The sequence below is a fragment of the Psychrobacter sp. 1044 genome (assembly GCF_904846525.1).
GTDB lineage: Bacteria > Pseudomonadota > Gammaproteobacteria > Pseudomonadales > Moraxellaceae > Psychrobacter.
This window is the reverse complement of record NZ_CAJHAZ010000003.1, coordinates 200,796-226,030: the sequence shown is the minus strand read 5'-3', so window position 1 is coordinate 226,030 and position 25,235 is coordinate 200,796. Positions and strand designations below refer to the sequence as shown.

The window sequence follows — 25,235 nt, the reverse complement described above, 5'->3', positions numbered from 1 at the left end:
TGGATGGAAAATGACTTATCCAAATTATTTTATGATGTTTGTCCTAGACATAACACTTTTGTTTTGAACTGACTATACTACAGGTGAAAAATATAACGACTTTTATGGTAACCGTTATGATGAATATGAGAACGAAGGCAATTTAAATGAGCTGCTATTGAATTTTTAAAAATATTATTTACTACAGTAAAAAACATTTTTAAAAATAGTAGTGGTTTATTAAAAAATATAGGTTGACACTTGTGACTAACAAAAAAACAAAAAAAATCATTAGAAATATTTTACTATTAAGTACAATAACCTTTTATTGCACAACTGCCCACTCATCTATTACTATAAACAATGAAGCCCATATAAATACTGATAGCTTAAATAAAGAAAAACGAATGTTTTTTAGCACAATTGACTATTTTTCAAATAACCATCCCTATTCAACTCATCAAGTTGAGAACTTCTACGGTAATAACTTCAAATTTATCAAGTATACTAATAATAGGTTTTATGAAATTGAAAGCGTTAAAAATAAACATCCTTATATAAGGAATATTAAAGTAAAAGGGGACCCTCAAAATAGTAATTTACTAATCATATATCTTAAAGAGCCTATCTGCTTTAATAGTTCTGACTATAATGAATTAATGTCTGATTATAAAATATCTTATAACAGTCACTTTCAATCATACTACCGGGTTTTAGATAAAAAGAACGATATAGGAAAAGTTTTTCTTACCAATAGGTTAGTGATTGTTGGCATAAAAGATCACATAAGAGGCTACAGCTCCTCCTCAAATCAAAGCAACAACTCAAAACCTTTAAAAATAATCAGTGATTTAGAGAAAGAAAATAATAGTCGATGTATTACTAACTTAACATTTAATACATTTGATTCGATAAAACCAAAACGTTATGGTCGCTACATTAGAAAATAAACGATAGATGGTTCTGTGGTTTTATACTCAATGATACATAGCGCCCAGAATAGCTTAAATATCAGGGATACATCTACCCCAAATCTGGCTTTGAATATAAGGCTTTACCGATGGCGGTACGGTCATCACTGGCTCTCCGCAAACCACTCATTATGGTATTCCTATCGCTCGTCAGGGAGACAAAGTCGTCTGCAAGAAATGCAAAAAGGTTGTCACTATTATCACTGGTGACCCATCCTATATAGTAGATGGTGCGCCTGTTGCTCGTGTAGGTGATATAACCAGCTGCGGCTCAAAACTAATTGCTAGTCAACAAGCGTTTTCAGAGTCGGGTTTTGATGTGGGCAATATTGAACCATTGCAGTCTGCAAAGTCGGATTCAGAGAGCTTATTTTCTAACTTTGCAGCTTCCGATGACAAAAATTCTGAAACTGAAATGTCTGATTAAGAACTGGGAATCTGGGTTGATGTATCCACTAAAAAGGCATTACAAGATGGTGGGCTTTGGGCAGGAGCAGGTACACGTGAAGAGCTGATTTATCAGGAACGTGCTAATTCACTATGGATCGATGTTAATGGTGATCCCAAGAAGTTTTATGAAGGTATGCAAAAAATTAGAGATGAGGCGGGATTAGTTTTTGACATTATGACATTTCCAATGGGTTTAGGTGCGGTATCTGTTAAGACTGGAGTCAAAGCTGGGCAGTACGTGATTCGAAAACGAGCGGTAAGTAATAACAATATCTACAGAGACTCTGAAAAAGGTTTCGACTGGACTTCTACTAAGAAAAGATCTCCTAATACAAACCTAGCAGAGCATTGGAGTAAACATAGCAAAGAATTTCCTGAGCTAAAATCTCAAAATGACTACTATCGTCATGCTCAAGAGTTTGTCAGTGACCCTCCGCGTGGAACTTTAAATAAAACAAGAAAGAATGGTGATACGGTTTTATATAATCCGAAAACAAACACATTTGCCGTCAAAACGAAAGATGGTGCACCTCGAACAATTTTTAAGCCTGATGCTTCCACACATCCCTACTCAACTAATTTGGAATATTTTCATGCTCAATAGAGAGTTACACAGTTGTAAAATATGCGGTTACTGTGATGAGGATTTCTTGCCATGGGGTCTTGACGGTGAATTCCCATTATATGAAATATGTCCTTGTTGTGAAGCGGAGTCTGGTTATGAGGACTTTACCTTAGAATCAATTATTCATAATCGTAATAAGTGGATTGAATCTCCAAAATTTAAATCGGATGAGAAATATAGAGAACAATTAGTTAACTACTTAGAATATTTAAAGCGCATTAAATAACCTAGTTTTGAAAAATATTATTGAGTATGTAGGAAAATAATCAGTGAAAATAAGAGGTAAAAAATATAAGTTATCTGATATTTCACTTATTGCTTTCGTTATTATTTTATTTATATGGACTGTAGACTTAGAACCAGATAAAGAGCTAGAAATATATCAACAAGAATTAGTTGCGAAGGAAAGTTGGTTAATATCTCAATTAAATGATATCGCCAATTTTATTAACTTCAACAACAGTGAATATGATTACATTAATCGAGAAGTTTGGTTCACTGCTTGGTATGTCAGTCCCGAGTTTGATAAGAATAAACTGTTACATTTACATAGCTTTCTTCTCAAGGAAGGCTGGATAGATATGACTGATAAAATTGACAAAAACGATTATATAGCTAAGACCTCAAGTAGATCTGATAAAACAGATAAACGTGTTCGCATTCTATGCAAAGATAAAGCTACCATTTTCATGTATATGACCGACATGCAAAATGATTATGAATATGAATCTTTTGAAGCACGTACTTTAGTAGACTTACTATATGACTATAGTTTACCTTGCTATGACTTAAATGAAAAAAAATATGACAATCCTAGTGCTATAGAATTGGATAATTAATAGTTATAACAATTAAAAAAAGGATATTCAATGCATCAAAGAAAAAATACTACTCTCATTCAGTCTTTACTATTAGCTACTTTATTATCAAATATATTAATCGTTTCCGCTTGTTCAGCTGAATCATCAAACGCACCAGTACTATCAAATCAAAGCACTCCTGCTGAGACCTATGATCTTGGCCTTGCCTACTATGAAGGCAACTCAGTTCCTGAAGATGATAACAAAGCTTTTGAACTATTTGAAAAAGCTGCCAATCAAGGCTATGCCCCTGCTAAACATTATCTAGGTATTATGTATTATGAAGGTTTAGGCGTAGATCAAAATTATCAAAAAGCATTTGAATGGGTTAAGCAAGCTGCTAACCAAGGAGATTCTGATGCTCAATTTGATTTAGGTGTTATGTACCACGAAGGTATTGCTGTTAAGCAAGATGATTTCAAAAAATTTGAATGGTTTCAAAAATCTGCTAATCAAGGAGATTCTGATGCTCAATATCGTATAGGCATTATGTATTATGAAGGTAGTGGTGTTGAGCAAGATTACCAAAAAGCAATGGAGTGGTATGTATTAGCTGCTGATAATGGATCTTTTGATGCTCAAAACAATATTGGTAATTTTTACGAATACGGTTATGGTGTGACACAAGACTATGACAAAGCTTTTGAGTGGTATACCAAAGCGGCTGACCAAGGGTTAGATGTGGCACAACTTAATATTGGTGGTCTCTACGAAAACGGCTATGGCGTGTCGCAAGACTATGACATAGCTTTTGAATGGTACAAAAAAGCAGCTGATCAAGGCAATCAAGAAGCCAGCAATCGCATTGGTAGATTGGTCATGAATGGTAAAATCGACGATGAAGGTATCGTTATTTATAGCATCCAAGAAACTGGTCTCACATTGGGTGATATTGAAAACATGAGCCAATGATAATGACGGCTGTATGAGCCAGTAATTTTTGGCTCATACAGCCACTAATGTGTGAAATGTTTAACAATTCCATCACTCCGCCAAACTATCCAACATCGTCTTCACTTCAGTCACATACTGACCCAAATCTGGCTCTAAATGAAAACCTTCTACTGGAGTGGGTAAGCCTTTTTGTTTACCTAGCCTAACGATAATCGCGTTCTCTTCTGGCAGCACCAATACCCGCTGACCTAAGTGACCAAGCATGGCGTAAAATGGAATCGGACTGTCCATATCCGTCCACACCGAATGTCCGTAAACTTGCGCTTGCGCTTCTGCAAATGCTGCGGCATTGGGCGTAATCATAAAATCAACGTGCGCTTTGCTAAGCAGTTGCTCACCTTGCCATTCGCCACCATTCAATAGCAATTGCCCAAATTTTGCAAAGTCCAATGCACTGGCATTTAAACAGCAATAAACCTTCTCAATATTTTTTGAACCATCAAGTGACCAATAGCCGTCACCTTGCATTCCAAGTGGTTGCCAAAACTTCTCTTCTAAATAGCTAGAGATAGTATAGCCATGCTCTGCGAGCGCCCGTGATAATGCAATGCCAAGCATTTGCGTATCGCCTGAGGAGTATTCAAACCGACCGCCGCATTCTTGTACAAAATCTCGATTGACCATTTGCTTGACCAAGTCATGACCATAATAGGATTCAGCAGTCGGATTGATCGGAAAATAATAGTCCTCGGTCCAATCATAACCCGAGGTCATCGCTGATAAATCTGCGAGAGTGCAGTTTTGCGCATACTTGTTTTCAGCGTATTCTGGTAGCCAGTTGCTAATCGGCTCATCGATACTACCGATATAACCGTCTTCTACCGCTTTTAGATATAACATAGTTGTGATGGTTTTTGCCATCGAAAAGCTATTGGTGTGCGAGTCGCTACCATAGCCTTGCCAGTAGTTTTCGTACACCAGCTTGCCGTCCTTGATAATAGCAAAGGCGACAGTCTCATCGGTATCTAAGGCATTTTGTAAGGTAGGCGTCAGACTAACGTGCTCAAAGTTGGCATCTTCTTCCCAAGCGATAGGGTCTTTGGCAGCAATAGTCCGATTATCAAAATCGATATAATCATCGATATTAGCGGTATTTTCACCTTTAAGATAAGTGAGTTGCAGACCGCGAAAGATATAAGCATTGCCCGTCACCACTAAACCTAAACTAATAAGAATTGATAACGCTAAAATAGGTAAAAATATCCATTTAAACAGGGTTTTTAACACTACCATTATAAAATCCTTTTTTTATGGCGTGATTGGTGCGTACGATTGAGTATCGCTGATAGGTTTAGCGTAGCATAGATATGAATTACTGAAAGTTAAAATAAACTTATGTTTATTATAAAGTAACTGCTATATTCAAGCTTATGGAGAATAATATGAAAAAATTAACCTTAACTACAATCAGTACTTTAGGCATTTACCTCTTATCCACTTATGCAAACTCAGCCAGTTTTGATTGTAATAAAGCTTCTACTTGGGTAGAAAAAACTATTTGTAAAAGTCCTGAGCTATCCAAGCTTGATGAAGCGATGGCAAAAAAATATATAAAAGATCTCAATAACGCAGCTAATGACGAAGACAGCGAAGTATATAAAAATAATGCAATTATAGATCAGAAATTATGGTTAAATTTTCAACGGAATACTTGTAAAGATACCAAATGCCTTATACGTGAGTATGAAGAACATATCGGAGAAAAGACAGGTTCTGACTGGAACGATGATTTAGATTCTTCTGATTTACCTGATAAAAATGCGTTTGGAGAATTCTCTAAAAACTTCCAGATTTCAGTATATAACGTAGACGGCAAACGCAACAATACTTTTCAAGATGCAACGAATACTTTATCGATTAATAAGGTTGATAATAAACCTCATATCTCTGTAATTGAAAGCATCCTGATTTTTAATAATTTACACACCTGTGAGATTGAAGGAAGCATTGCAACATGGTCACAAAATCACTGGGTGATTTATGATAATAGCCAAGATAAAGAAGTTAGGCTAAGGTTATATCCTGCACCTTATAAAGGTAAGAATCAGTTACTATTAAGAGACGTTGATTATCAATTTAGCTCAGGGCGTTGTGGAGTGCGCGGCTATTTTGACAGTATTATATTAGAACATCAGTAAGTGAGCCGAGTGTCTTAATATTGCCTGAAGCAATATTATGCTGAACTGAAGCTCTATTACAAGAAACTAAATCTACCAAACCAAAAAAAGCGGCAAGATAATCTATCTTGCCGCTCTCATTACTTCTGAACTAAACCCTAAATCGCTGCCGCAACCTCAGCACCATCTCTTATAGCACGCTTAGCATCCAGCTCAGCAGCAAGTTTTGCACCACCGATTAGGTGATATTGCGCGTCAGGCGCATCACCAACATTTGGCATCAGCTCAACCACAGACTCTTGACCGGCACAGACCACAACGCTATCGACACGTAGCAACTGGCTTTGACCTTGGTTATTGGTGATCCAAATGCCTTCATTAGTGATCTTATCGTACTGAGCACCTGATACTTGGATGACGCCGTGTGATTTGACATGGGCACGATGTACCCAACCCGAGGTTTTATTCAGCCCACTGCCCAATCGACCTTTAGTACGCTGCATCAAGTACACTTGGCGGATAGGTTTAATAGCTTCAGGCTTAATCAGACCTCCCTCAGTTTGATAATTGGTATCATTAGTCACGCCCCACTCTTCACGCCACTCTTCGATAGACTGCGCTTTTGGACGATAGCTTGGATCTTTTAAAAGTTCAGGACCTAGCTCATCAAGCGGCTGACCATGTTTGGCGGTCAGATATTCACTGACGTCAAAGCCAATACCGCCAGCACCGATGACAGCGACGGTGTCACCAACTGATTTCTCGCCAGAGAGTAATTCAGCATAGCTCATTACTTGTGGCAAATCCGCGCCTTCCAGTTTGCCAGCTAGGCTTCTAGGGACAACACCCGTTGCGACGATGACATGGTGGAATTTAGCTTTCTCAAGCATGGTTTTATCGACTTTGGTATTGAGTTTAATCTCAACACCTAAGTGCTCAAGCTCATTAATATAATAGCGAATGGTTTCAAAGAACTCTTCTTTACCAGGGATAACTTTGGCGTAGTTAAACTGTCCACCTAAGATATCTTTTGCCTCAAATAACGTGACCTCATGACCACGCAAAGCTGCAACGTGCGCCGCTGACATACCAGCAACACCGCCACCGATGACGGCCACTTTTTTAGGTTTCTTGGTTTTCTTATAAACCAGTTCCGTCTCATAACACGCTTGTGGATTGACCAGACAAGTCGAGCGTTTGTTTTCAAAGGTATGATCGAGACAAGCTTGGTTACAGGCGATACAGGTATTAATGCGATCGGCTTGACCATCTTTGGCTTTATTGACCCAATGGGCATCGGCTAAGAACGGACGCGCCATTTGAATCATATCCGCCTGACCACTAGCCACGATTCCCTCAGCAGTGTCTGGCATATTGATACGGTTGGCGGCCATCATTGGGATAGTGATGTGCTTTTTAATCTCAGCAGTGAAATCAACAAAAGCTGCACGCGGTACGCTAGTGACAATCGTCGGTACGCGTGCTTCATGCCAGCCAATGCCCGTATTCATGATGGTCACGCCTGCTTCTTCTAGCGCTTTGGCGACGGTGATAACTTCATCCATAACGTTGCCGTCTTGAACCAAGTCAATCACTGATAAGCGGAAAAGAATAATAAAATCCTCACCCGTTGCTTCACGAACTGCTTTGACCACATCGACGGCAAACTTCATACGATTTTGAATGTCACCACCATACTCATCAGTACGCTTATTGACGTGGCGCGATAAAAACTGGTTGAGCAAATAGCCTTCTGAGCCCATGATTTCCACACCGTCATAACCCGCTTGCTTGGCAAGTTTAGCTGAACGGGCATAATCTTTTACCGTTTGTTCGATGTTTTTAATACTCATCTTACGCGGCTTAAAGGGTGAGATTGGCGATTTAATCGGGCTTGATGACACGACAAATGGATGATAACCATAGCGACCACTGTGCAAAATCTGCATGATGATTTTGCTGTCATATTTATGCGCCGCACGGGTCACGCGTTGATGGTTAATCACGTCCGCTTTGCTATTCATGGTACCACCAGCAGGGAGTAACCACCCTTCGCGATTGGGCGAAATACCGCCCGTAATCATCATCGCCACGCCGCCTTTGGCACGCTCTGCAAAATACGCCGCTAGTTTGCCGTAATTATAAAAACGGTCTTCAAGCCCTGTGTGCATTGAGCCCATGACCATACGGTTTTTAAGCGTGGTAAAGCCCAAGTCTAATGGCTCAAATAAATGTGGGTAGTGTTCATTGGTGCTAGCAGTTTCGATGGTATTGGCAGTGCGGCTGGCGGACATATCATTTTCCTTATGAATGGTTTGTGGAAATGCTTGTTAAAGCTGGTTGGGCTTTTTAAAAGTTAAGATTTTTAAAAATGAGGCTTTTAGAAATAGTTAAGCGATAGGATTTAACATCACTGGTATCGTAACACACCGTCATTATCATCAGCTATGCAGACAAGCGACTGATGAGTGAACACTATGTGCATTAGACTAATTGATCATGCGATCCAATATAAGCAAGCACTAAAAACATACTCGCTTTTCACAGAGCATTGTCTATAATGGACGAACAAATATTTACCGTGAGTCACCTATCGGCGAGTTGCTACAAGGAAGGTCAGCAAAAATATTAATAACTTATCAAATTGTGATAAATAGCGAAGCCAACTTTATAGCAAGTTTGTAGCGTATTCACCGAATTATAACAGCAAGATAAAGGACTATCCCCATGACAGACTTCCATACCGGTCTCGGCAAAAATGCTGCCAATCATCAACCGCTTACCCCTATCGACTTTATTATCCGTAGTGCTCAGGTCTATCCCGATAAAACTGCCATTATTTATGACGATTTAGAACACAATAACCTCACCCAAACGTGGCAACAGACTTACGATCGTTGTCGTCAATTGGCGGATGGGCTACGCAAATTAGGCATCGATAAAAACGACACAGTTGCAGTCATGATGCCAAACACCCCAGCGATGATCGAATGCGCTTTTGGTGTACCGATGTCAGGTGGCGTACTTTGTACACTGAACACCCGCCTCGACATCAACGCCCTTACCTTTTGTCTGCAACACTCAGAAGCCAAAGTGTTGATTCTAGACAGCGAGTTTGCTGAACATGCTGAAATTATCGATGAAGCCTTCCCTAACCTAATCGTGATTCATGCGACAGATGCGGCGCTCGATACTGAACGTTTTGGGCAAATGAGCTACGAAGCATTAATCGCCAGCTCAGACAATTTGGATAATTGGGAAAAGCCACTCGATGAATGGGATGCTATCGCCCTCAACTATACCTCTGGCACGACGGGTAAGCCAAAAGGCGTGGTCTATCATCATCGCGGTGCGACGCTTAACGCCGTCTCCAATATTTTAGATTGGGATATGCCCAAGCACCCCATGTATCTATGGACGCTGCCATTATTTCACTGTAATGGTTGGTGCTTTCCGTGGACGATTGCCGAACGTGCGGGCATCAATGTCTGCTTGCGCAAGATTGACGCTGATTTGATTTTGCAGCTGATTGCCAAATATAAAGTCAGTCATTATTGCTCAGCGCCTGTGGTACACAATATGATTGCTGGCGGCAAACCAGAATATAAAGACGCCATCAATCATGAAGTAAAAGGCTGGGTCGCTGGTGCGCCGCCGTCTGAAACCATGCTCGCCGCCATGGAAGCCATGGGCTTTCATATCTCGCACGTTTACGGTCTTACCGAAGTCTATGGTCCGGTCACCGTCTGCGCGGAACAAGCAGAATGGGATGAGCTGGATATCGCTGCTCGTGCACAAAAGAAATCACGTCAGGGCGTAACGTCACATTTGATGACTGGCTTTGAGCTGTTTAAACAAGGCACTACAGAGCCAGTTGCCGCGGATGGCGAAGAAATGGGCGAGCTGGCACTACGCGGCAATATGGTGATGAAAGGTTATCTAAAAAGCCGTAAAGCCACCGAAGAAGCCTTTGCTGATGGTTGGTTCCGTACTGGTGATTTGGGTGTCAAATACCCTGACGGCTATATCAAAATCATGGACAGGCTTAAAGACATCATCATTTCAGGTGGCGAAAACATCTCTAGTATCGAAGTCGAAAACGTCTTATATAAAATGCCAGAAATCCAAAGCTGTGCGGTCGTCGCCGCGCCGCATGATAAATGGGGCGAAGTACCTGTCGCCTTTATCGAGATTCATGAAGGCAGCACCTTGCAGCGCGACCATGTGATGGAACATTGCAAGCAGCATTTGGCGGGTTTTAAAGTGCCCAAATATATTATCTTTGCTGAAATTCCAAAAACCAGCACCGGTAAAGTGCAGAAATTTGAGCTGCGTCAAGCGGCTAAATCATTAGCACACGAAACGCCAAAAGTAACGGCTAGCGCCAAGTAAGACTTTATCATTAAGCCTTAATAATACGGAAGTATCGTTAATATTAATGAAGCATCATTGATAAAAAAGGGTCAGCCTAATTGAATTAGACTGACCCTTTTATTGCGCTAAAAAAACCAAACCAATGTTAATTAAGCTTAGGTTCTAGCCACTGATACACCAACATCCCGACTATCATCGCAGGGATAAAGACATAAGCCTGCCACTGTCCTGTACCAAGCAGCACAATACCGGGTCCTGGGCAAATACCAACCAAACCCCAACCGATACCAAATAGCATCGCGCCGATTAACAATTTTTTATTAATAGTGGTTTTGGTTGGCATCTCAATTGATGACCCAATCCAGCTGGTCTGTTGACGCTTAGCCAATTGTACACCGACTATCGCTACCATTAGACCGCCGCCCATCACCAGTGCTAGAGAAATATCCCATGCACCAAAGACGTCCAAAAAGCCCTGTACTTTAACAGGATCGGTCATGCCTGATATCAGCAGTCCAAAGCCAAATAATAACCCTGCCAGTAATCCAATTATATTTTTTAGCATGTTTTTTCTCGCACCTAATGTGTTAATCCAAGCGGTTATAACTATCCGATATAAACAATAGTCATCGCTATCTTCGCAACGTACTGTCTACGTGATTTTTAAATCAAACCCAAGGCATGACGAACAATGTAAACGGTCACAATACCAAATAACATAAAGGTCACCGTCGCCGCCATCGATCGTGGTGACAGTCGCGCATTACCGCAGATACCATGTCCACTGGTGCAACCTGAACCCAAACGTGTCCCAAAACCAACCAGTAATCCTGCCCCAATAAGCAGTGGCAAAGAGCTACTAATCTCTATATCGGGCAACGGTTTTACCAGACCATAAAGTAATGGCGAGATAACAAGACCAAGTATGAATAACACCTGCCACATCTCGACGCGCTTGGGTTTAAGAAGACTTGAGAAAATACCACTAATACCCGCAATACGACCAATGCCCAATAGCAAGATGACCGTTGCAACGCCTAGCATCAGACCGCCTACCAAGGAAATTGGCGTAAAGGCCTGCCAATCTATTTGTATACTCATAATATTTACCTAAGCCAATTTTTATCAAAACAGTTTTGGATGTCGTTTTATATAAATACATTATATTATAAAATATAATAAATAGGTAAAAAAATACTGAACCCTCGTTACAAGGGCTCAGTATTCTTTTTACTTAAAGAACATCTTACGAGATAAAGATATTATTTTGCCAATACTTCATCAAGTGCAGTTTCAAAACGCTGTACCGCTCCGTCTACATCAGTCAATTTATCTAGACCAAATAAACCTAAGCGGAACGTTTTAAAGTTATCCGGCTCACCAACTTTTAACGGTACACCAGCAGCGATTTGCATGCCTGTTTCGGCAAACGCACTGCCTTTATGCATATCATCGCGATCGGTATAAACAACCACAACGCCTGGCGCTTCAAAACCTTTTGCCGCAACGCTTTCAATGCCTCTAGCGGCTAATACTTCACGAATACGGTTGCCCAATTGCCACTGCGCATCACACAATTTATCAAAGCCAATCTCTTTTGACTCTAAAATAGTATCGCGGAATTGACGTAAGCTATCGGTTGGCATAGTGGCATGATAAGCGTGACCGCCATTTTCATAGGCACGCATGACATTTAACCACTGCTTTAAGTCTAAGCTAAAGCTATCTGATTCTGTATTGTCTACTTTTTCGATTGCCGCAGCGCTTAGCATGACTAAGCCTGCACACGGAGTGCTACTCCACCCTTTTTGCGGGGCGCTGATGAGAACATCAATACCCAAGTCTTTCATGTCCAACCACACACAACCTGAAGCGATACAATCAATGACCAATAAACCGCCAACGCTATGTACAGCCGCGCTTAGCGCTTTGATATAGTCTGATGATAAAATAATACCCGATGAGGTTTCGACGTGCGGCGCAAAGACTACTGCTGGTTTCTCTGCTTTAATTTTAGCAACGGCTTCATCGATATCAACGGGGGCAAATGGTTTTGGTGACTCACCCTCTTCACGGTGTGCCGTCAATACCGTAGACGACTTGGCGATTTTGCCTTTTTCTAAAATTTGCGTCCAGCGATAGCTAAACCAACCGTTACGAATAATGAGACAATCTTCATCATTAGCCAATTGGCGTGCAACGGCTTCCATTCCATAAGTACCAGCACCGGGTACAATGACCACTGCTTCGGCGTTATACACGGATTTTAGGTCGCTAGATAAGTCATTCATCACTTGCTGAAAGACTTTTGACATGTGGTTTAAGGCGCGGTCAGTATAGACCACTGAGTATTCTAATAAGCCGTTTGGATCAATATCTTGACGTAATGCAGTCATAGGAAGCTCCTAGTTTATAGTTAGATAGTTTAATTTTTCTCAAGCATTGGCTATAGCAAAATCCAGATACTCTCTTAAACCAACCTGCCTTAATAACGCTAACCAATCTAGAAACCTACTGTTCGCCAACTTAGCCAGATAATGCTTCTATTAGATAACATGGTTGTCAAATAACGTCTTTGTTAAATAATATGGCTGTCAAATAGCATTGCTGACCAATAGCATAGTCGCTAGATTGCATAGCAGCTAGATACTACTATGGGTAGTATTAACTGAATATTAATATGGGGTAATAGTCGAGAGCATGACGCAGGGTTGACGATATAGCACTTTATCCTAGCGCTATTGCCGTTGGTGATTGTGTTTTGCACGACGTGTTTTTATTGATTTTAGACAAAGTCGTACAGAACAGGTGCGCCACTATAGGGGCTACGCGGTGGTAGGCTAATAATGGTCACTAACAACTGATGAGATGAATAGGCATCAAGCGAGAACATATACACTAAGGTTTTGGAGAATAACCGCTCGCGTATAACAAAAGATTATCATCACTTAATATACTCATAACAGCTTGATATTAGCACTGATAATGCAGGTTGACAACGATATGTTTGCGCAATAATAAGGTTTGCGCCACTTACGTTTTTTTGATCAGTCAATAATAACTATCGACGTCCGCGATGAGCCTCTTGCAGCCCAGACACCACAAAGTCTAGCAACTCACTATCCCCTTCACGGGCAGCCTTGCGCATGAGCTTCGATGGTGCGTGGGTTAGCGTCTGCGTCAGGCGGCGTGACAGCTCAATGATAATATCTTCAGGACTGGCATTATCCTGTTGTAGCTTGGTAATGGATTCATGCAGGAGTTTATCTACTTGATCCTGCGTATGCGCGCGATACTGCTGAATGTCTTTACCGACTTGGCGCACTTGAAAGCTGCGATCCATCTCAACGACTAATTGGCTAACGAGCAATTCCGCATCAACTGCCGCTTGTCTACGCTGTTCGATATTGCCAGCGATCACGTGTTGTAGATCATCGACAGAGTAGAGATAAACATCATCAATACGACTAATGGTCGAGTCAATATCACGCGGTACGGCTAAGTCAATCATCAACATAGGCTGATAACGACGATGTTTCAGCGCCCGCAAAGTCATGGTTTTATCGATCAACACATCCATACTACCGCTACAGCTACTAACGATATCGGCTTCTGCTAAAACTTGTGGTAACTCTTGCAAAGGTCTGACTTCTACCAAGTGACCTGCGCGGCGCAGCTCCACTGCCAGCGCTTCAGCGCGCTCAGGATTGCGGTTGCAAATAATCACGCGACCTACACCAAGCCCAGCAATGTGGGTAGCAACCAAACGGTTCATCTCGCCTGCCGCGACCACCAGCAATGTGCGACTGGGCAAATCATCGAATATTTGCGTCACTAATTTGGCGGCCGCATAGCTAAGCGATACCGCTTGAGCACCCACTTGGGTCTCATTACGTACGCGTTTGGCGGCAGCAAATACTTGATCGATAATCCAGCCAAGCTGATTACTCAGGGCTTTTTGTTCTTGCGCGAGCTGTACTGAGCGCTTGATTTGACCGAGTATCTGCGGCTCACCCAATATCATAGAGTCAAGCCCTGCGGCGACCCTAAGCCAATGAGTCAGCGCGTGAGTATCACGGTGCACATAAAGATAGGGATCAATCTCAGACAGTGACAACTGCTTAAAGTCAGCAAGCCATGCTTTAATTTTTAAGATATGAGCACTAATAGCCGCCGAAGATGTCTGAGCACCGGCCGCGCCATTAGCAGACATAGAGGGGACATCTTGCGGCTCTGCTAGCTGCGGCACGAGCGCATAGATTTCAGTACGATTGCAAGTAGAAACAATCACACTGCCATCAGTAAAGGCCTCTAATTGTTTGAGAGCGATATTCACATCGTCACCCACAAGCGCCAAGCGCTCTCTCAGAGCGACTGGTGCAGTTTTGTGATTGACCCCAATGACCACTAATCTCATTATTGATAGACCATAAACATGACGCTCACCTGCCAGCCCACGCTATCTCATTATTTTTAAAAGACAGTTGTAGACGACAGCGCTGAAAGGAAGACTCTAAAAGCCGCTTATTATATCATTATTGCCAGCTTTAATTAACACTCAGCTATCGATGATAGCTATTTGCTTGTATCTGGGCACATGAGTAACAAATCAACTACCGATACGATTGTTAAAACCAATATCTATGTTTTAACGAGCGCTTATAGAAATGGATAGAAATCATTCGCTTACTTGACGTTAACTTGTTATATTTTCACAATATTTAGGCTAAGATTTACAACCAATGAAAGACCCCGTTGATACAGGTTATCAGCCAATCCTACTTTGTTAGCAAAGATTTGGTAGAGCGGCTGCTATTAATAACGGAGTAACACGGGCACTATTGTTTATCCCATCAGTCTGCTTTTATAATGTCAGGCATGGGTACTCGTTACCAATAGTTATTTTGAAATGATTAAAATAAAATTGTCTTATCGATATAGATGAACAATGGGCGAATACGGTTATCTATGATTTTTTTTGGGTCATTATTTCGATCACAACTTGCGCATGACGACCAATCTAATCTGCGTGCTCTATTGCATGCGGTTATCGAACGTCTGTGCCAGCGTTATAAGCTAACCTTGTCGTTGGCCTTTTGCCTATGCTTAGGATCGTCTTCCGTTCATGCCAGTCATCCTGATATCTCGCTCGAAGCCCATGTACCCAAAATATCCATTGCTGATAAGAATGACAAGGCCGTCAGTAGCGACGGCATTGATAATAGCCGCTCAACGCTACCAGAAATTTCTCCTACCAACACACAACCAATAGAAAATGTCGCCAATATTAATGGGTTAGCACCAACTACCTTATGGCAACCTGAGCTCAAAGAGCCTAGCCTGTATGCGCTGCTTGATGCAGAATTCGCAGCAGATCGCGGTGATAGACAACGAGCGATTACTATCTATAAGCAGCAAGCATTTAAAGAAGATGCAACTGCCGTATTTGAAAGAGCACTCAGCCTTTCTTTACGCACCGAAAGGGTTGAGAAATCGTTACAATTTGCCAAGTCATGGCAAGACCAAAATCCGGATCACGTGCCTGCTTGGTTTTATGTGGCGCATTTGGCCCTGCGAGCACACGATTATCTGTTAGCTGGTGAAACCTTAAATCGTATTTTGCTTTATGATCCTCGAGCGGACTTAAGCGAAATCCTTATCGGTATCTATCCAAACAATGATGAAGACAAACGTGAATTACTTGCCGCTTTGCAACCACTAGATAGCGAGCAGAATGCCTCATTGTCGGTATTGAAAGCAGGGTTACTTTACCAATTTAACGAGCCTGAGATTGCCATTGTCCATATCAATCGTGCGCTAGAACGCCAGCCTGACTATGTACCTTTTATTACGCTAAAGGCTGACATACTGCGCAAAATCGTCACGGCTGAAACCGTCGTCAATTATGTGAGCCAAGCACGCCTGCGTAACCCCGATAGTAAAAGTCTCTATCTGTACGAGATTCGCTACTTGCTTGACCTAAAGCAAAGCCAAGAAGCGTGGCAATTATTGCTGGATGCCCATAGTCGCTTTGCGGATGATGCCGAGATTACTTTGTTGGCTGCATTGGTGAGCTTAGACATCGAAGAATATAACAGTGCCGATGAGCTACTCAACATGCTCGCAAAAAACCCCGCTTACCTCGATCAAGCTTATTATTACCTTGGCATCAGTGCCGAGCGTCAGCAGCGCTTTGACCAAGCCAAATACTATCTCAACGGTGTCATGCAAGAAGACTTAGTATTAGAGGCTCGTAGAAAAGTAGTGGCTTTTGAATTGCTTAACGGCGATGTAGATGCGACGATTGCTACTTTAGAAAAACTGCGTAAAGACTTTAACGTCTTTGCGCCAGATACCTTTGTGCTGCAAGCTGATATTTTATGGCAGCAAAATGAGTCCGAAGAAGCCCTGCGCCTACTAACCAAAGCTGCTCGCAAATATCCTGATAATGAAATGCTCTTGTTTGCACGCGCCCAGCTCCTTGACGACAAAGACGACTATATCGTTAAGCGCACCTTGCTCAATCACCTGCAAGCACTTGACCCAACCAACCTCTCCTACCAGCTCAGTTATGCGCAGCTATTGCTAGCCAATGAACGCAGCTCTGAACAAGGATTGGCATTGGCCACCGCCATCATTCAAATTCGCTATGATGACCCACGTTATGACAATGAGCTGCACTTGCAAGCGCTGAATGTGCTGGCTGGCAATGCATTGGCCAATGAAAACTATCAACAAGTCATCGACTACCTGCAAACCCCTTACGATGTGTTTCCTACCTTGCGCTCTGGCAGCTTACTGCTACGCGCTTATCAAGGTTTAGGCAATAATGAAAAAGTCGAGGCGTTACTCGCAGACTTGCAGCAGCGCTTCTCATTTGGGCAACACAATATCAATGACCGTATACAACTTTACTGACCCGCCGTTTTATAGTGGATAAATCGTTGCATGCTATGATTACAAGGCACTCATAAGATACTAACAGCCACGCATAACTGAGTAACATACAACCATTAAGCTAACCTCTTTTCGAAACAATGATTTCGTAAATTTGTCTATCTTTGAGGAAACATCATGTCAGTATTGGTCCATGCTAATAAGCCTAATAAATTGGTGCTATTCGCTGCCGTGACAACCGCGCTCGTCATCACGTCTGGTTGTCAATCACTAAAAACAGCCAACGCTACCAACCAACCCAGCACGACTTTACAAGGTCAAAACGCTGAGCCACCGCAAAAGCTTGAGAACTTTAATATCACTGGCAAAATTGGTGTGACGATGCCCGCCAATGACACCACAGGCACTCAAGGTGGTAGTGCGTTCTATGCATGGGGGCAGCAGAATGATCGCTTTGCCATTGAGCTGATCGGCGCGCTCGGTATTGGTAAAACCAACATCGAGTATAATGGTCAAACCGCCACTTTAGTCAGCGAAAAAACAGGTACCTTAACTGCTGATGATCCTGAGACTTTGCTCAAAAAAGCTACTGGGTGGCAAGCGCCTATTTCACAAATGCCCTATTGGATATCTGGTCGCCCAGCGCCTTCCGATAGCGCACCACAGCTCGATGATCAGAATCGTTTAATCAGCTCAGTCAATGGTGAATGGACCGCAAGCTTCACCTATAAAGGGTCCGACAAGTTACCAAATAAAATCAGTGCCGTGCTGCCACAAGGCAATAAGGTAGTAATGACGATCAATCATTGATTAGTCACGTAAATACGATGAAAATTGCTGATTATTGATTACTATAGCCGCTTATGACTGAAACTTATGATTAAAAACCTAGCCGCTACGCCTACTTCCACCATCACCCGCTTATCACCGGCAAAGATTAATCTGTTTTTGCATATCATAGGTAAGCGTGCTGATGGTTATCATAATTTGCAAACCGTGTTTCGCCTGCTTGATTGGGGAGATTATTTGCATTTCTCAGTCATAGATGAAGCCGTAATTTTTACAGTAGATAGTGAACTAGATGCCAATAAGCTCTATCATCAACTTCTAATATTGGCTGGTGCAGAGACTATAACTGCCGATATAGAAGACAACTTAATTTTTAAAGCAGCGCGTGTATTGCTAGCGGCTGCCATACAGTCAAACACTCTACCTGAGCAGTTAGCACAAGTGCATATCGCTTTAGATAAGCATTTGCCGATGGGTGCAGGCTTGGGTGGCGGCTCATCCAATGCCGCAACGACATTGATGACACTTAATGAAATTTGGCAGCTTAATTTTGATCAAGATACGCTTATAAAAATTGCTGCCACTATTGGCGCAGATGTGCCGATTTTTATCTTTGGGCAAGATGCGATTGCGATGGGTATTGGAGAGCAGTTAACCGCAATCAAGTTGCCCGACCAGCAGTATTTAGTATTGACGCCCAATACTCACGTTAATACTGCCCAGCTGTTCGCGCATCCTAAATTACAACGTGATATCGCTGTGCTATCGGTTGAGACAATTAAAAATAAACAAGCCGACTATGTACAAACTCTGACCACGCCCTATCAAAATGTCTTTACGCCAGTGGTGACCAGTCTTGCTCCTGCCGTCAGCGCAGCATTACGTTACTTGCAAGGGTTGGAGGCGCAAGCACTCGGCACAGCACGAATGACAGGCTCTGGTAGCGCAGTGTTTTTACCTTTGGATGCAAGCGTGGCTACTGACAAAGCACTTTTAGCAAAGTGGATTGAAGAGGCGCCTTGTTCTGCATATTTAGTTCGTAATCTATGAATTAGATTTGAGCTGTAGTGCGAAGATAAAATGATTATAGATACAGCTTGAAGCATTTTATTGACCCAATATTCGGTTTGTTTTTGACCTATTTTTCAATAAAAGCCATAAAAAGACGCAAATCACTTGCAAATTCTGAAAATTTAATTATAATAGGTCGCCTCAATAGGGGTATAGCCAAGTTGGTAAGGCATCAGGTTTTGATCCTGACATCCGTTGGTTCGAGTCCAGCTACCCCTGCCATTTTTTAGTACGAAGCGTTTGATATGCAATGATCATAGGTGGTTTATAAATAGCCGCTTATCTTATTGACATTGACAACGTTATCCCAGTTTCGGTATAGTTCGCAATGGACACCGCTAGGGAACAGTTATATTTTAAATGGTTTATCCGTTTATAATATAGCGAACAGGTCGTGACGCTATTCTAACAATGACTTTTATTAAAAGTTGCTATTAGATATCGACGTACACAGCCTAGACATTACAGGGGTATAGCCAAGTTGGTAAGGCATCAGGTTTTGATCCTGACATCCGTTGGTTCGAGTCCAGCTACCCCTGCCATTTTTTACTGTAATAGTAGTCATCAAAACTTTTCACCACTCTTTTCTGAATTTGAGCAGTTTGACACTGCTTAGCGGTCGCTGCTTGAGTCAATCAATAGGACTTCTGTCATGCCTTATTTGGCGATTTTTACGGGTAATGCCCACCCTGAATTAGCAAAAACCGTAGCCGATCATCTCCATATACCTCTTGGTAAAGCTGATATCACGCGTTTTTCTGATGGCGAAATCGCCGTAGAAATCAAAGAACACGTGCGCGGTAAAGACGTGTTTATCATGCAGCCAACCTGTGCACCAACCAATGACAATTTGATGGAAATCATGATGATGGCCGATGCGCTGCGTCGCTCTAGTGCGGGTCGCATCACAGCAGTCATGCCTTATTTTGGTTATGCCCGTCAAGACCGTCGCCCTCGTTCAGCTCGCGTGCCTATCTCTGCTAAAGTCGTCGCTGACATGCTAAACATCGTGAGTATCGATCGCGTGATGACGGTTGATTTGCACTCAGATCAGATTCAAGGCTTTTTTGACATTCCTGTAGACAATATCTACGGCACGCCTGTATTGCTTAACGACCTACAAAAACAAGATTACGACAACATCATGGTTGTCTCTCCTGACGTCGGTGGCGTGGTGCGTGCGCGTGCTATGGCTAAACAGTTGGGCGATACTGACATGGCGATTATCGATAAACGCCGTGCCCGTGCCAATGAGTCGCAAGTCATGCACATCATCGGCGATGTCCGTGACCGTGATTGCGTCATCGTTGATGATATGGTTGATACCGCAGGTACGCTATGTAAAGCAGCTGAAGCATTGAAAGCAAACGGTGCACGTCGCGTATTGGCTTATATTACGCACCCTGTCCTATCAGGCAACGCGTTACAAAATATCAGTGAATCTGCGCTAGACGAAGTCGTTGTTACCGATACGATTCCATTGTCTGAAGCGGCAAAAGCCTGTAGCAAAATCCGCCAAGTGAGTATCGCACCGATGCTTGCTGAAAGCTTACGCCGTATCAATAACGAAGAATCTATCAGCGCCATGTTTGACGCTTAGATTTTTAATGAGCACTCTCTCTACTTTCTGTTGGCAATGCTCGTTATAAAACACTGCTTAAGTTTAAAAAAAAGCGTCAAGTATCTTTACTTGACGCTTTTTTTGCCTATTGGTGTTGCACAGTCATTTTGCGTAGGTCTTTATTATTACTACAAAATCACGTATAATGCGCGCCTGTGCCAACCATTTGTTCGATTTAATTAGGTTGGCATTCTCAAAAGTGCTGATCATGCCCAAAAGTAACGATTGTCATGATAATGACTATCCAAAAAAATCGTTATGATGAGCAAATGGCTACATTTAGCAATTGTGAATTTTATTAGCAGTCATAAATGTTAGCTATCATCACGTATTAGTGGATTGGTCGCAAATCCACTTTTTTATGACCAGACACTTCATCATTCTTTTTATAGGATTATATCCATGAGCATTAATCATTTTGAACTAAACGCTGTTGATCGTTCTGCTGAACAACAAGGTAAAGGTGCGAGCCGCCGCCTACGTAAGCAGAATCTAGTTCCTGCTATCATCTATGGTGGTAACGAAGAGCCAACGTCTATCTCAATCAAGATCAACGAGCTAGTAAAGTCACTTGAATTCGAAGCGTTCTTCTCACACATTTTGACAATCAATGTTGATGGCGTAGAGCATCAAGCGGTTATCAAAGACTTGCAACGCCATCCAGCTAAAGGCTTCCCAATGCATGCTGATTTCCAGCGCGTTGTGAAAGGTCAGAAAATCAATATGAACGTTCCTGTCCATTTTGCTGGTCGTGAAGAAGCGCCTGGTACTAAAGCTGGTGGTGTTCTATCAACGCTAGTATCTGATATCGAAATCGTTTGCCTACCATCACAATTACCTGAATACCTAGAAATTGACGTATCAGGCATGGAAATCGGTGATCTATTCCGTCTATCAGACATCAAACTACCTGAAGGCGTTATCATCTTTGATCTTGACATGGAAGATGCTCACGACCGTACTATCGTTAACATGCAGCCACCAACGGTTGAAGAAGTTGACGCAGACGCTGAAGAAGTTGATGCTGCTGACGTACCTGCTACTGAGCAAGGCACTGAAGACAAAGACGGCGAATAATAAACCACGGTTACATAGAGCACGCAACCTAGCGTCTGCTATGTAATACAAGGTTTGTTTAGTCAAAAAACAGCAGGTGATAAATATCTCCTGCTGTTTTTGTAAGTAAGGTTTGAAAAATAACAGATATGCTATGAATAAATAGCATAATCACAAACCTTATGCCTCATTTATTCAATTTAAGCAGGGTGTTTTTATGGCCATAAAGCTTATTGTCGGTCTTGGTAATCCTGGTCAGCAGTATATGTTTACACGTCATAATGCAGGGTTTTGGTTTGTCCATCACTTGGCTCAGCAGTTCAACATTACCCTCTCCCATGATAAAAAGTTTCATGGAATTACAGGACGTGGGCAGATTCATGGGCATGACGTACGTCTATTGATGCCGCTCACCTTTATGAATAAGTCTGGTCAGTCGGTCGTGCCGATGGTGAAATTTTATGGCATTGAAAATGATGAGTTACTGATTGCTCATGATGAGCTCGATATTCCAGCTGGCAGTATCAAACTTAAGACGAATGGTGGTCATGGCGGTCATAATGGTCTGCGTGATATCACCCCTCATATCGGCAACGACTTCCATCGTTTGCGTATTGGTATTGATCATCCTGGTCATAAGTCTAAAGTTAGTGGTCATGTACTCTCAAAAGCTGCGCCCGATGAACAGATTGCCATTGATAGCGCTCTGACAGCAGCATTTGAAGCGCTACCATTATTACTAAATGGCGATATTGAAAAAGCACGTTCACAAATTAATGGCTTCAAACTGCCAGAATAAAATCATGCTTTAACCATAATAGCCTTTTATTTTAGCAAGTTATCCCCCATTAACCTTTTGATTTGAATCATTAATCTCAGTTACGCTAAGGAAGCAACCTATGCTACTTAATATGCTTAAATGCAAATTACACCGTGCTCGCGTCACCCATGCCGAACTTCATTACGAAGGCTCATGCGGTATCGATGGTGATTTATTGGATCTTGCTGGTCTGCGCGAAAATGAGTCTATCGATATCTACAATGTGACCAATGGCAAGCGCTTTCGCACCTACGCTATCCGCGCTGAAGCAGGTTCTGGTATCATCTCGCTAAATGGTGCGGCGGCTCACATGGCAGATTTAGGCGATATCGTTATCATCTGTGCCTATGCTCATTTTGATGAAGTAGAAGCGGCAACCTACCAGCCAAAACTGGTGTATTGCAACGAAGATAACACTGTAAAAGACACGGCAAACATCATTCCGGTACAAGTGGCTTAAAGCACCGGAACACCGAAGATTTTTGGATAAAGCAAGGATAAACAATCGACTAAGCTGTTGAAGTTATTCTTATTATCCAACCAAAACCGCTATGCTAATATGAGAGCTGAATCTCCATTCTGATTCAGCTTTTTTTTATGCCATTTTTATATGGCAAATTCACATTTTATACCACTCTTAAAAGATGAAGTCGTCAGAAAAATAAATGTCAGCGCTATGTTTTTAGGCTAAATGAATTTGGCACGGCTAAGCGTATTTTTAGGTTTGGTATTAACACTAATAAGGAAACAGACTGATGTGGTTGGCAGTTATTGCAGTATTGATCGGACTAGCTATTCTTGTTTGGAGTGCAGACCTTTTTGTTGATGGCGCCACTGCCTTGGCAAAAAAATTCAACGTCCCCAGTTTCTTAATAGGTGTGTTGATTTTGGGTGTGGGTACATCCGCCCCTGAGATGGTCGTGTCAGTATTGGCGGCACTAGAAGGCAGCCCTGATTTGGCATTAGGCAACGCTTATGGCTCAAACATCATCAATATTGCGCTGGTATTGGGTGCAACCGTATTGATTAGCCCTATTATCATTCGTAAGGGCATCATCAAGCGTGATTTACCTCTATTGGTATTGATTACTATGGTCGCCGCATGGCAGCTGCGTGATGGGCAATTAGACCAAGCAGATGCGATTGTGTTGATAGCGCTGCTGGTCGTGACTTTAGGCATTCAGATTGTACTAAGCTTACGTGAAGGCAACCATGAGCACGAAGGAGAACCCATAGCAGAAAGCGTCGATGCTGAACATATCGAACAAACCCTAACACGGGGACTCATCAGCTTAGTTATCGGCATGCTTTTACTGGTCATTAGCTCGCGGGCTATAGTTTGGGGTGCAGTAGAATTGGCAACGCTGTGGGGCGTGAGCGAACTGGTGATTGGATTGACGATTGTTGCTGTGGGGACCTCGTTACCTGAGCTGGTATCGAGCTTATCAGCCGCCCGTAAAGGCGAACACGACATGGCATTGGGTAATATTATTGGCTCTAATATATTTAACACCTTGGGCGTCGTTGGTCTCGCAGCGCTTATAGCGCCAATCACAGTCAGTCCAATTATCTTATCGCGCGATATAGTGGCGATGGGATTGGTCACCTTGTTACTCTTGGTATTGTGTGGGTTTGCCTTTATGAATAAGCGTCCATTCGGTCGCACTTCTGGGTCGACTTTGGTCTTATTCTTTGTCGGCTATACTTTATGGCTGATACAAACCGTCAACCTGTAACGCTTAAATTGTATTAACAGACCTTAAAATGTCTTAAAGGACTATGGCGATGATAATGTGGTTTATTTTCCTTGCTTGCGATTTCTAATCACCCGCCATAGTCCTTCATTCTCTGTTTTTGGAATTTTTAAGGTAATGGTATTCGATAGCATATCTTGCACTGCGAGACCACGTGGGTTAAAGAGGCAAAAAGCATAGTTAAAGACAAAGCCCAAAAAGGCACTGGTCAATAAAACAGCACGCGAGCCATCAATGACACTACCAATGATACCAAATATAAGTGGCATAATACTGGCCGCTAAAATCCGCTTAAATGACTGTCCCCACGTTAGCAAATGACCATTACTATTGACCGTCTTTAACCGCCAAGTCTGCATACCTAATGTCTGTCCACCGCGACGCCAAAATATCCCATAGAATCCTACTAACGTCAGTATAAAAGACGGCGTCATAATCACGTTTTGATACCACGTTGGCAGCGACTGCGCTTGTGACGACTCGCTACCCGTCTCCATCGTGATAAGTGTACCAATCACGGTTAGCAGGGTACCGACCAAAAACAACAACGCTAAAATTAACATACCATCATAGAGAATGGCTGCCATACGGGTGCCAGGTTTAGCAATCGTTAGCTCTTCACTTTCAGCGGCATGATATGCTGATGCTTTAGTTTGAGCAGCAGATTTGGTAGGTCGTTTAGGTAAACTCTTTGACATGGTACAAGCTCATAGCAAGCAGTGAATAATGACTCTATTGTACCGTAATTCACGGTCTTATCGTACATTATCCTAAGATGCCGTAAGTCATATAACAATGTGGTATAACCATGTCGTATGACTCATCAGCTCATAAGACTATCACACAGAAATTGCAGACATAAAAAAATCGCCAAATTGTCATAAGACAGGCGATTAT

At 42.2% G+C, this 25,235-nt stretch carries 21 protein-coding genes, 2 tRNA genes and 1 pseudogene; 17 read left to right on the top strand and 7 right to left on the bottom strand.

Features of this window, described 5'->3' with window-relative positions; all coding sequences use genetic code 11:
* The first annotated feature begins 242 nt into the window (after window positions 1-242).
* From JMX82_RS03530 to JMX82_RS03510, 5 genes and pseudogenes are all read left to right on the top strand, one after another.
* A complete protein-coding gene (locus tag JMX82_RS03530) occupies window positions 243-929 on the top strand; it encodes a hypothetical protein (RefSeq protein WP_201539492.1) in 687 nt (228 codons plus the stop codon).
* Window positions 930-1,047: 118 nt separating this feature from the next.
* A pseudogene (locus JMX82_RS03525) lies at window positions 1,048-1,377 on the top strand (PAAR domain-containing protein); the annotation flags it as partial.
* A 156-nt stretch (window positions 1,378-1,533) separates the two neighbouring features.
* The gene (locus JMX82_RS03520) at window positions 1,534-2,004 is read left to right on the top strand and encodes a hypothetical protein (RefSeq protein WP_201539491.1); all 471 of its coding nucleotides are present in this window, start codon (window positions 1,534-1,536) and stop codon (window positions 2,002-2,004) included.
* 290 nt (window positions 2,005-2,294) lie between these two features.
* The gene (locus tag JMX82_RS03515) at window positions 2,295-2,864 is read left to right on the top strand and encodes a hypothetical protein (RefSeq protein WP_201539490.1); all 570 of its coding nucleotides are present in this window, start codon (window positions 2,295-2,297) and stop codon (window positions 2,862-2,864) included.
* Window positions 2,865-2,894: 30 nt separating this feature from the next.
* On the top strand, window positions 2,895-3,797 hold the full coding sequence (locus JMX82_RS03510) for a tetratricopeptide repeat protein (protein WP_201539489.1): 903 nt from the start codon (window positions 2,895-2,897) through the stop codon (window positions 3,795-3,797).
* A gap of 72 nt (window positions 3,798-3,869) precedes the next feature.
* On the opposite strand, the gene JMX82_RS03505 is transcribed toward JMX82_RS03510, so the two are convergent.
* Entirely contained in the window at window positions 3,870-5,072 is a 1,203-nt protein-coding gene (locus tag JMX82_RS03505; RefSeq protein ID WP_201539488.1) for a serine hydrolase domain-containing protein, read from the bottom strand.
* Window positions 5,073-5,221: 149 nt separating this feature from the next.
* Here JMX82_RS03505 and JMX82_RS03500 point away from each other — a divergent pair, with 149 nt between their 5' ends.
* Window positions 5,222-5,977, top strand: coding sequence for a lysozyme inhibitor LprI family protein (locus JMX82_RS03500; RefSeq protein ID WP_201539503.1), 756 nt, complete (start codon window positions 5,222-5,224; stop codon window positions 5,975-5,977).
* Window positions 5,978-6,114: 137 nt separating this feature from the next.
* Here the strand turns inward: JMX82_RS03500 and JMX82_RS03495 are convergent, their stop codons facing one another.
* On the bottom strand, window positions 6,115-8,250 hold the full coding sequence (locus JMX82_RS03495) for an NADPH-dependent 2,4-dienoyl-CoA reductase (RefSeq protein ID WP_201539487.1): 2,136 nt from the start codon (window positions 8,248-8,250) through the stop codon (window positions 6,115-6,117).
* 433 nt (window positions 8,251-8,683) lie between these two features.
* Here JMX82_RS03495 and JMX82_RS03490 point away from each other — a divergent pair, with 433 nt between their 5' ends.
* On the top strand, window positions 8,684-10,348 hold the full coding sequence (locus JMX82_RS03490) for an AMP-binding protein (protein WP_201539486.1): 1,665 nt from the start codon (window positions 8,684-8,686) through the stop codon (window positions 10,346-10,348).
* 127 nt (window positions 10,349-10,475) lie between these two features.
* Here the strand turns inward: JMX82_RS03490 and JMX82_RS03485 are convergent, their stop codons facing one another.
* The 4 genes from JMX82_RS03485 to hemA all read right to left on the bottom strand — a co-directional run bounded on the left by JMX82_RS03485 (window position 10,476) and on the right by hemA (window position 14,747).
* Window positions 10,476-10,895 (bottom strand): DUF6691 family protein, encoded by a 420-nt coding sequence (locus tag JMX82_RS03485; protein ID WP_201539485.1) that lies wholly within the window; start codon window positions 10,893-10,895, stop codon window positions 10,476-10,478.
* A 98-nt stretch (window positions 10,896-10,993) separates the two neighbouring features.
* Window positions 10,994-11,431 (bottom strand): YeeE/YedE family protein, encoded by a 438-nt coding sequence (locus JMX82_RS03480; protein ID WP_201539484.1) that lies wholly within the window; start codon window positions 11,429-11,431, stop codon window positions 10,994-10,996.
* 161 nt (window positions 11,432-11,592) lie between these two features.
* Window positions 11,593-12,726, bottom strand: coding sequence for an aminotransferase class V-fold PLP-dependent enzyme (locus JMX82_RS03475; RefSeq protein ID WP_201539483.1), 1,134 nt, complete (start codon window positions 12,724-12,726; stop codon window positions 11,593-11,595).
* Window positions 12,727-13,391: 665 nt separating this feature from the next.
* Window positions 13,392-14,747, bottom strand: coding sequence for a glutamyl-tRNA reductase (gene hemA, locus JMX82_RS03470; RefSeq protein ID WP_201539482.1), 1,356 nt, complete (start codon window positions 14,745-14,747; stop codon window positions 13,392-13,394).
* Window positions 14,748-15,298: 551 nt separating this feature from the next.
* On the opposite strand from hemA, the gene JMX82_RS03465 reads away from it, so the two are divergent.
* The 10 genes from JMX82_RS03465 (at window position 15,299) to JMX82_RS03420 (ending at window position 24,320) form a co-directional block, all read left to right on the top strand.
* Complete coding sequence (locus JMX82_RS03465; protein ID WP_201539481.1) at window positions 15,299-17,248, top strand: tetratricopeptide repeat protein; 1,950 nt, start codon at window positions 15,299-15,301, stop codon at window positions 17,246-17,248.
* A gap of 156 nt (window positions 17,249-17,404) precedes the next feature.
* Complete coding sequence (gene lolB / locus JMX82_RS03460) at window positions 17,405-18,037, top strand: lipoprotein insertase outer membrane protein LolB (RefSeq protein WP_201539480.1); 633 nt, start codon at window positions 17,405-17,407, stop codon at window positions 18,035-18,037.
* 66 nt (window positions 18,038-18,103) lie between these two features.
* A complete protein-coding gene (ispE, locus tag JMX82_RS03455; protein WP_201539479.1) occupies window positions 18,104-19,066 on the top strand; it encodes a 4-(cytidine 5'-diphospho)-2-C-methyl-D-erythritol kinase in 963 nt (320 codons plus the stop codon).
* Between the two features lie 167 nt (window positions 19,067-19,233).
* Window positions 19,234-19,309: transfer RNA gene (locus JMX82_RS03450), tRNA-Gln, on the top strand.
* A gap of 244 nt (window positions 19,310-19,553) precedes the next feature.
* Window positions 19,554-19,629 (top strand) — tRNA-Gln (locus tag JMX82_RS03445).
* A 110-nt stretch (window positions 19,630-19,739) separates the two neighbouring features.
* Window positions 19,740-20,687 (top strand): ribose-phosphate pyrophosphokinase, encoded by a 948-nt coding sequence (locus JMX82_RS03440; protein ID WP_045452669.1) that lies wholly within the window; start codon window positions 19,740-19,742, stop codon window positions 20,685-20,687.
* A 423-nt stretch (window positions 20,688-21,110) separates the two neighbouring features.
* Window positions 21,111-21,785, top strand: a complete 675-nt coding sequence (locus tag JMX82_RS03435) for a 50S ribosomal protein L25/general stress protein Ctc (RefSeq protein WP_045443278.1) — start codon at window positions 21,111-21,113, stop codon at window positions 21,783-21,785.
* Window positions 21,786-21,981: 196 nt separating this feature from the next.
* On the top strand, window positions 21,982-22,563 hold the full coding sequence (gene pth / locus JMX82_RS03430) for an aminoacyl-tRNA hydrolase (RefSeq protein WP_201539478.1): 582 nt from the start codon (window positions 21,982-21,984) through the stop codon (window positions 22,561-22,563).
* 100 nt (window positions 22,564-22,663) lie between these two features.
* Entirely contained in the window at window positions 22,664-23,044 is a 381-nt protein-coding gene (gene panD, locus JMX82_RS03425) for an aspartate 1-decarboxylase (protein ID WP_045443274.1), read from the top strand.
* A gap of 295 nt (window positions 23,045-23,339) precedes the next feature.
* On the top strand, window positions 23,340-24,320 hold the full coding sequence (locus tag JMX82_RS03420; RefSeq protein ID WP_201539477.1) for a calcium/sodium antiporter: 981 nt from the start codon (window positions 23,340-23,342) through the stop codon (window positions 24,318-24,320).
* A gap of 62 nt (window positions 24,321-24,382) precedes the next feature.
* Here the strand turns inward: JMX82_RS03420 and JMX82_RS03415 are convergent, their stop codons facing one another.
* The gene (locus JMX82_RS03415) at window positions 24,383-25,036 is read right to left on the bottom strand and encodes an RDD family protein (RefSeq protein ID WP_201539476.1); all 654 of its coding nucleotides are present in this window, start codon (window positions 25,034-25,036) and stop codon (window positions 24,383-24,385) included.
* Window positions 25,037-25,235 lie beyond the last annotated feature (199 nt).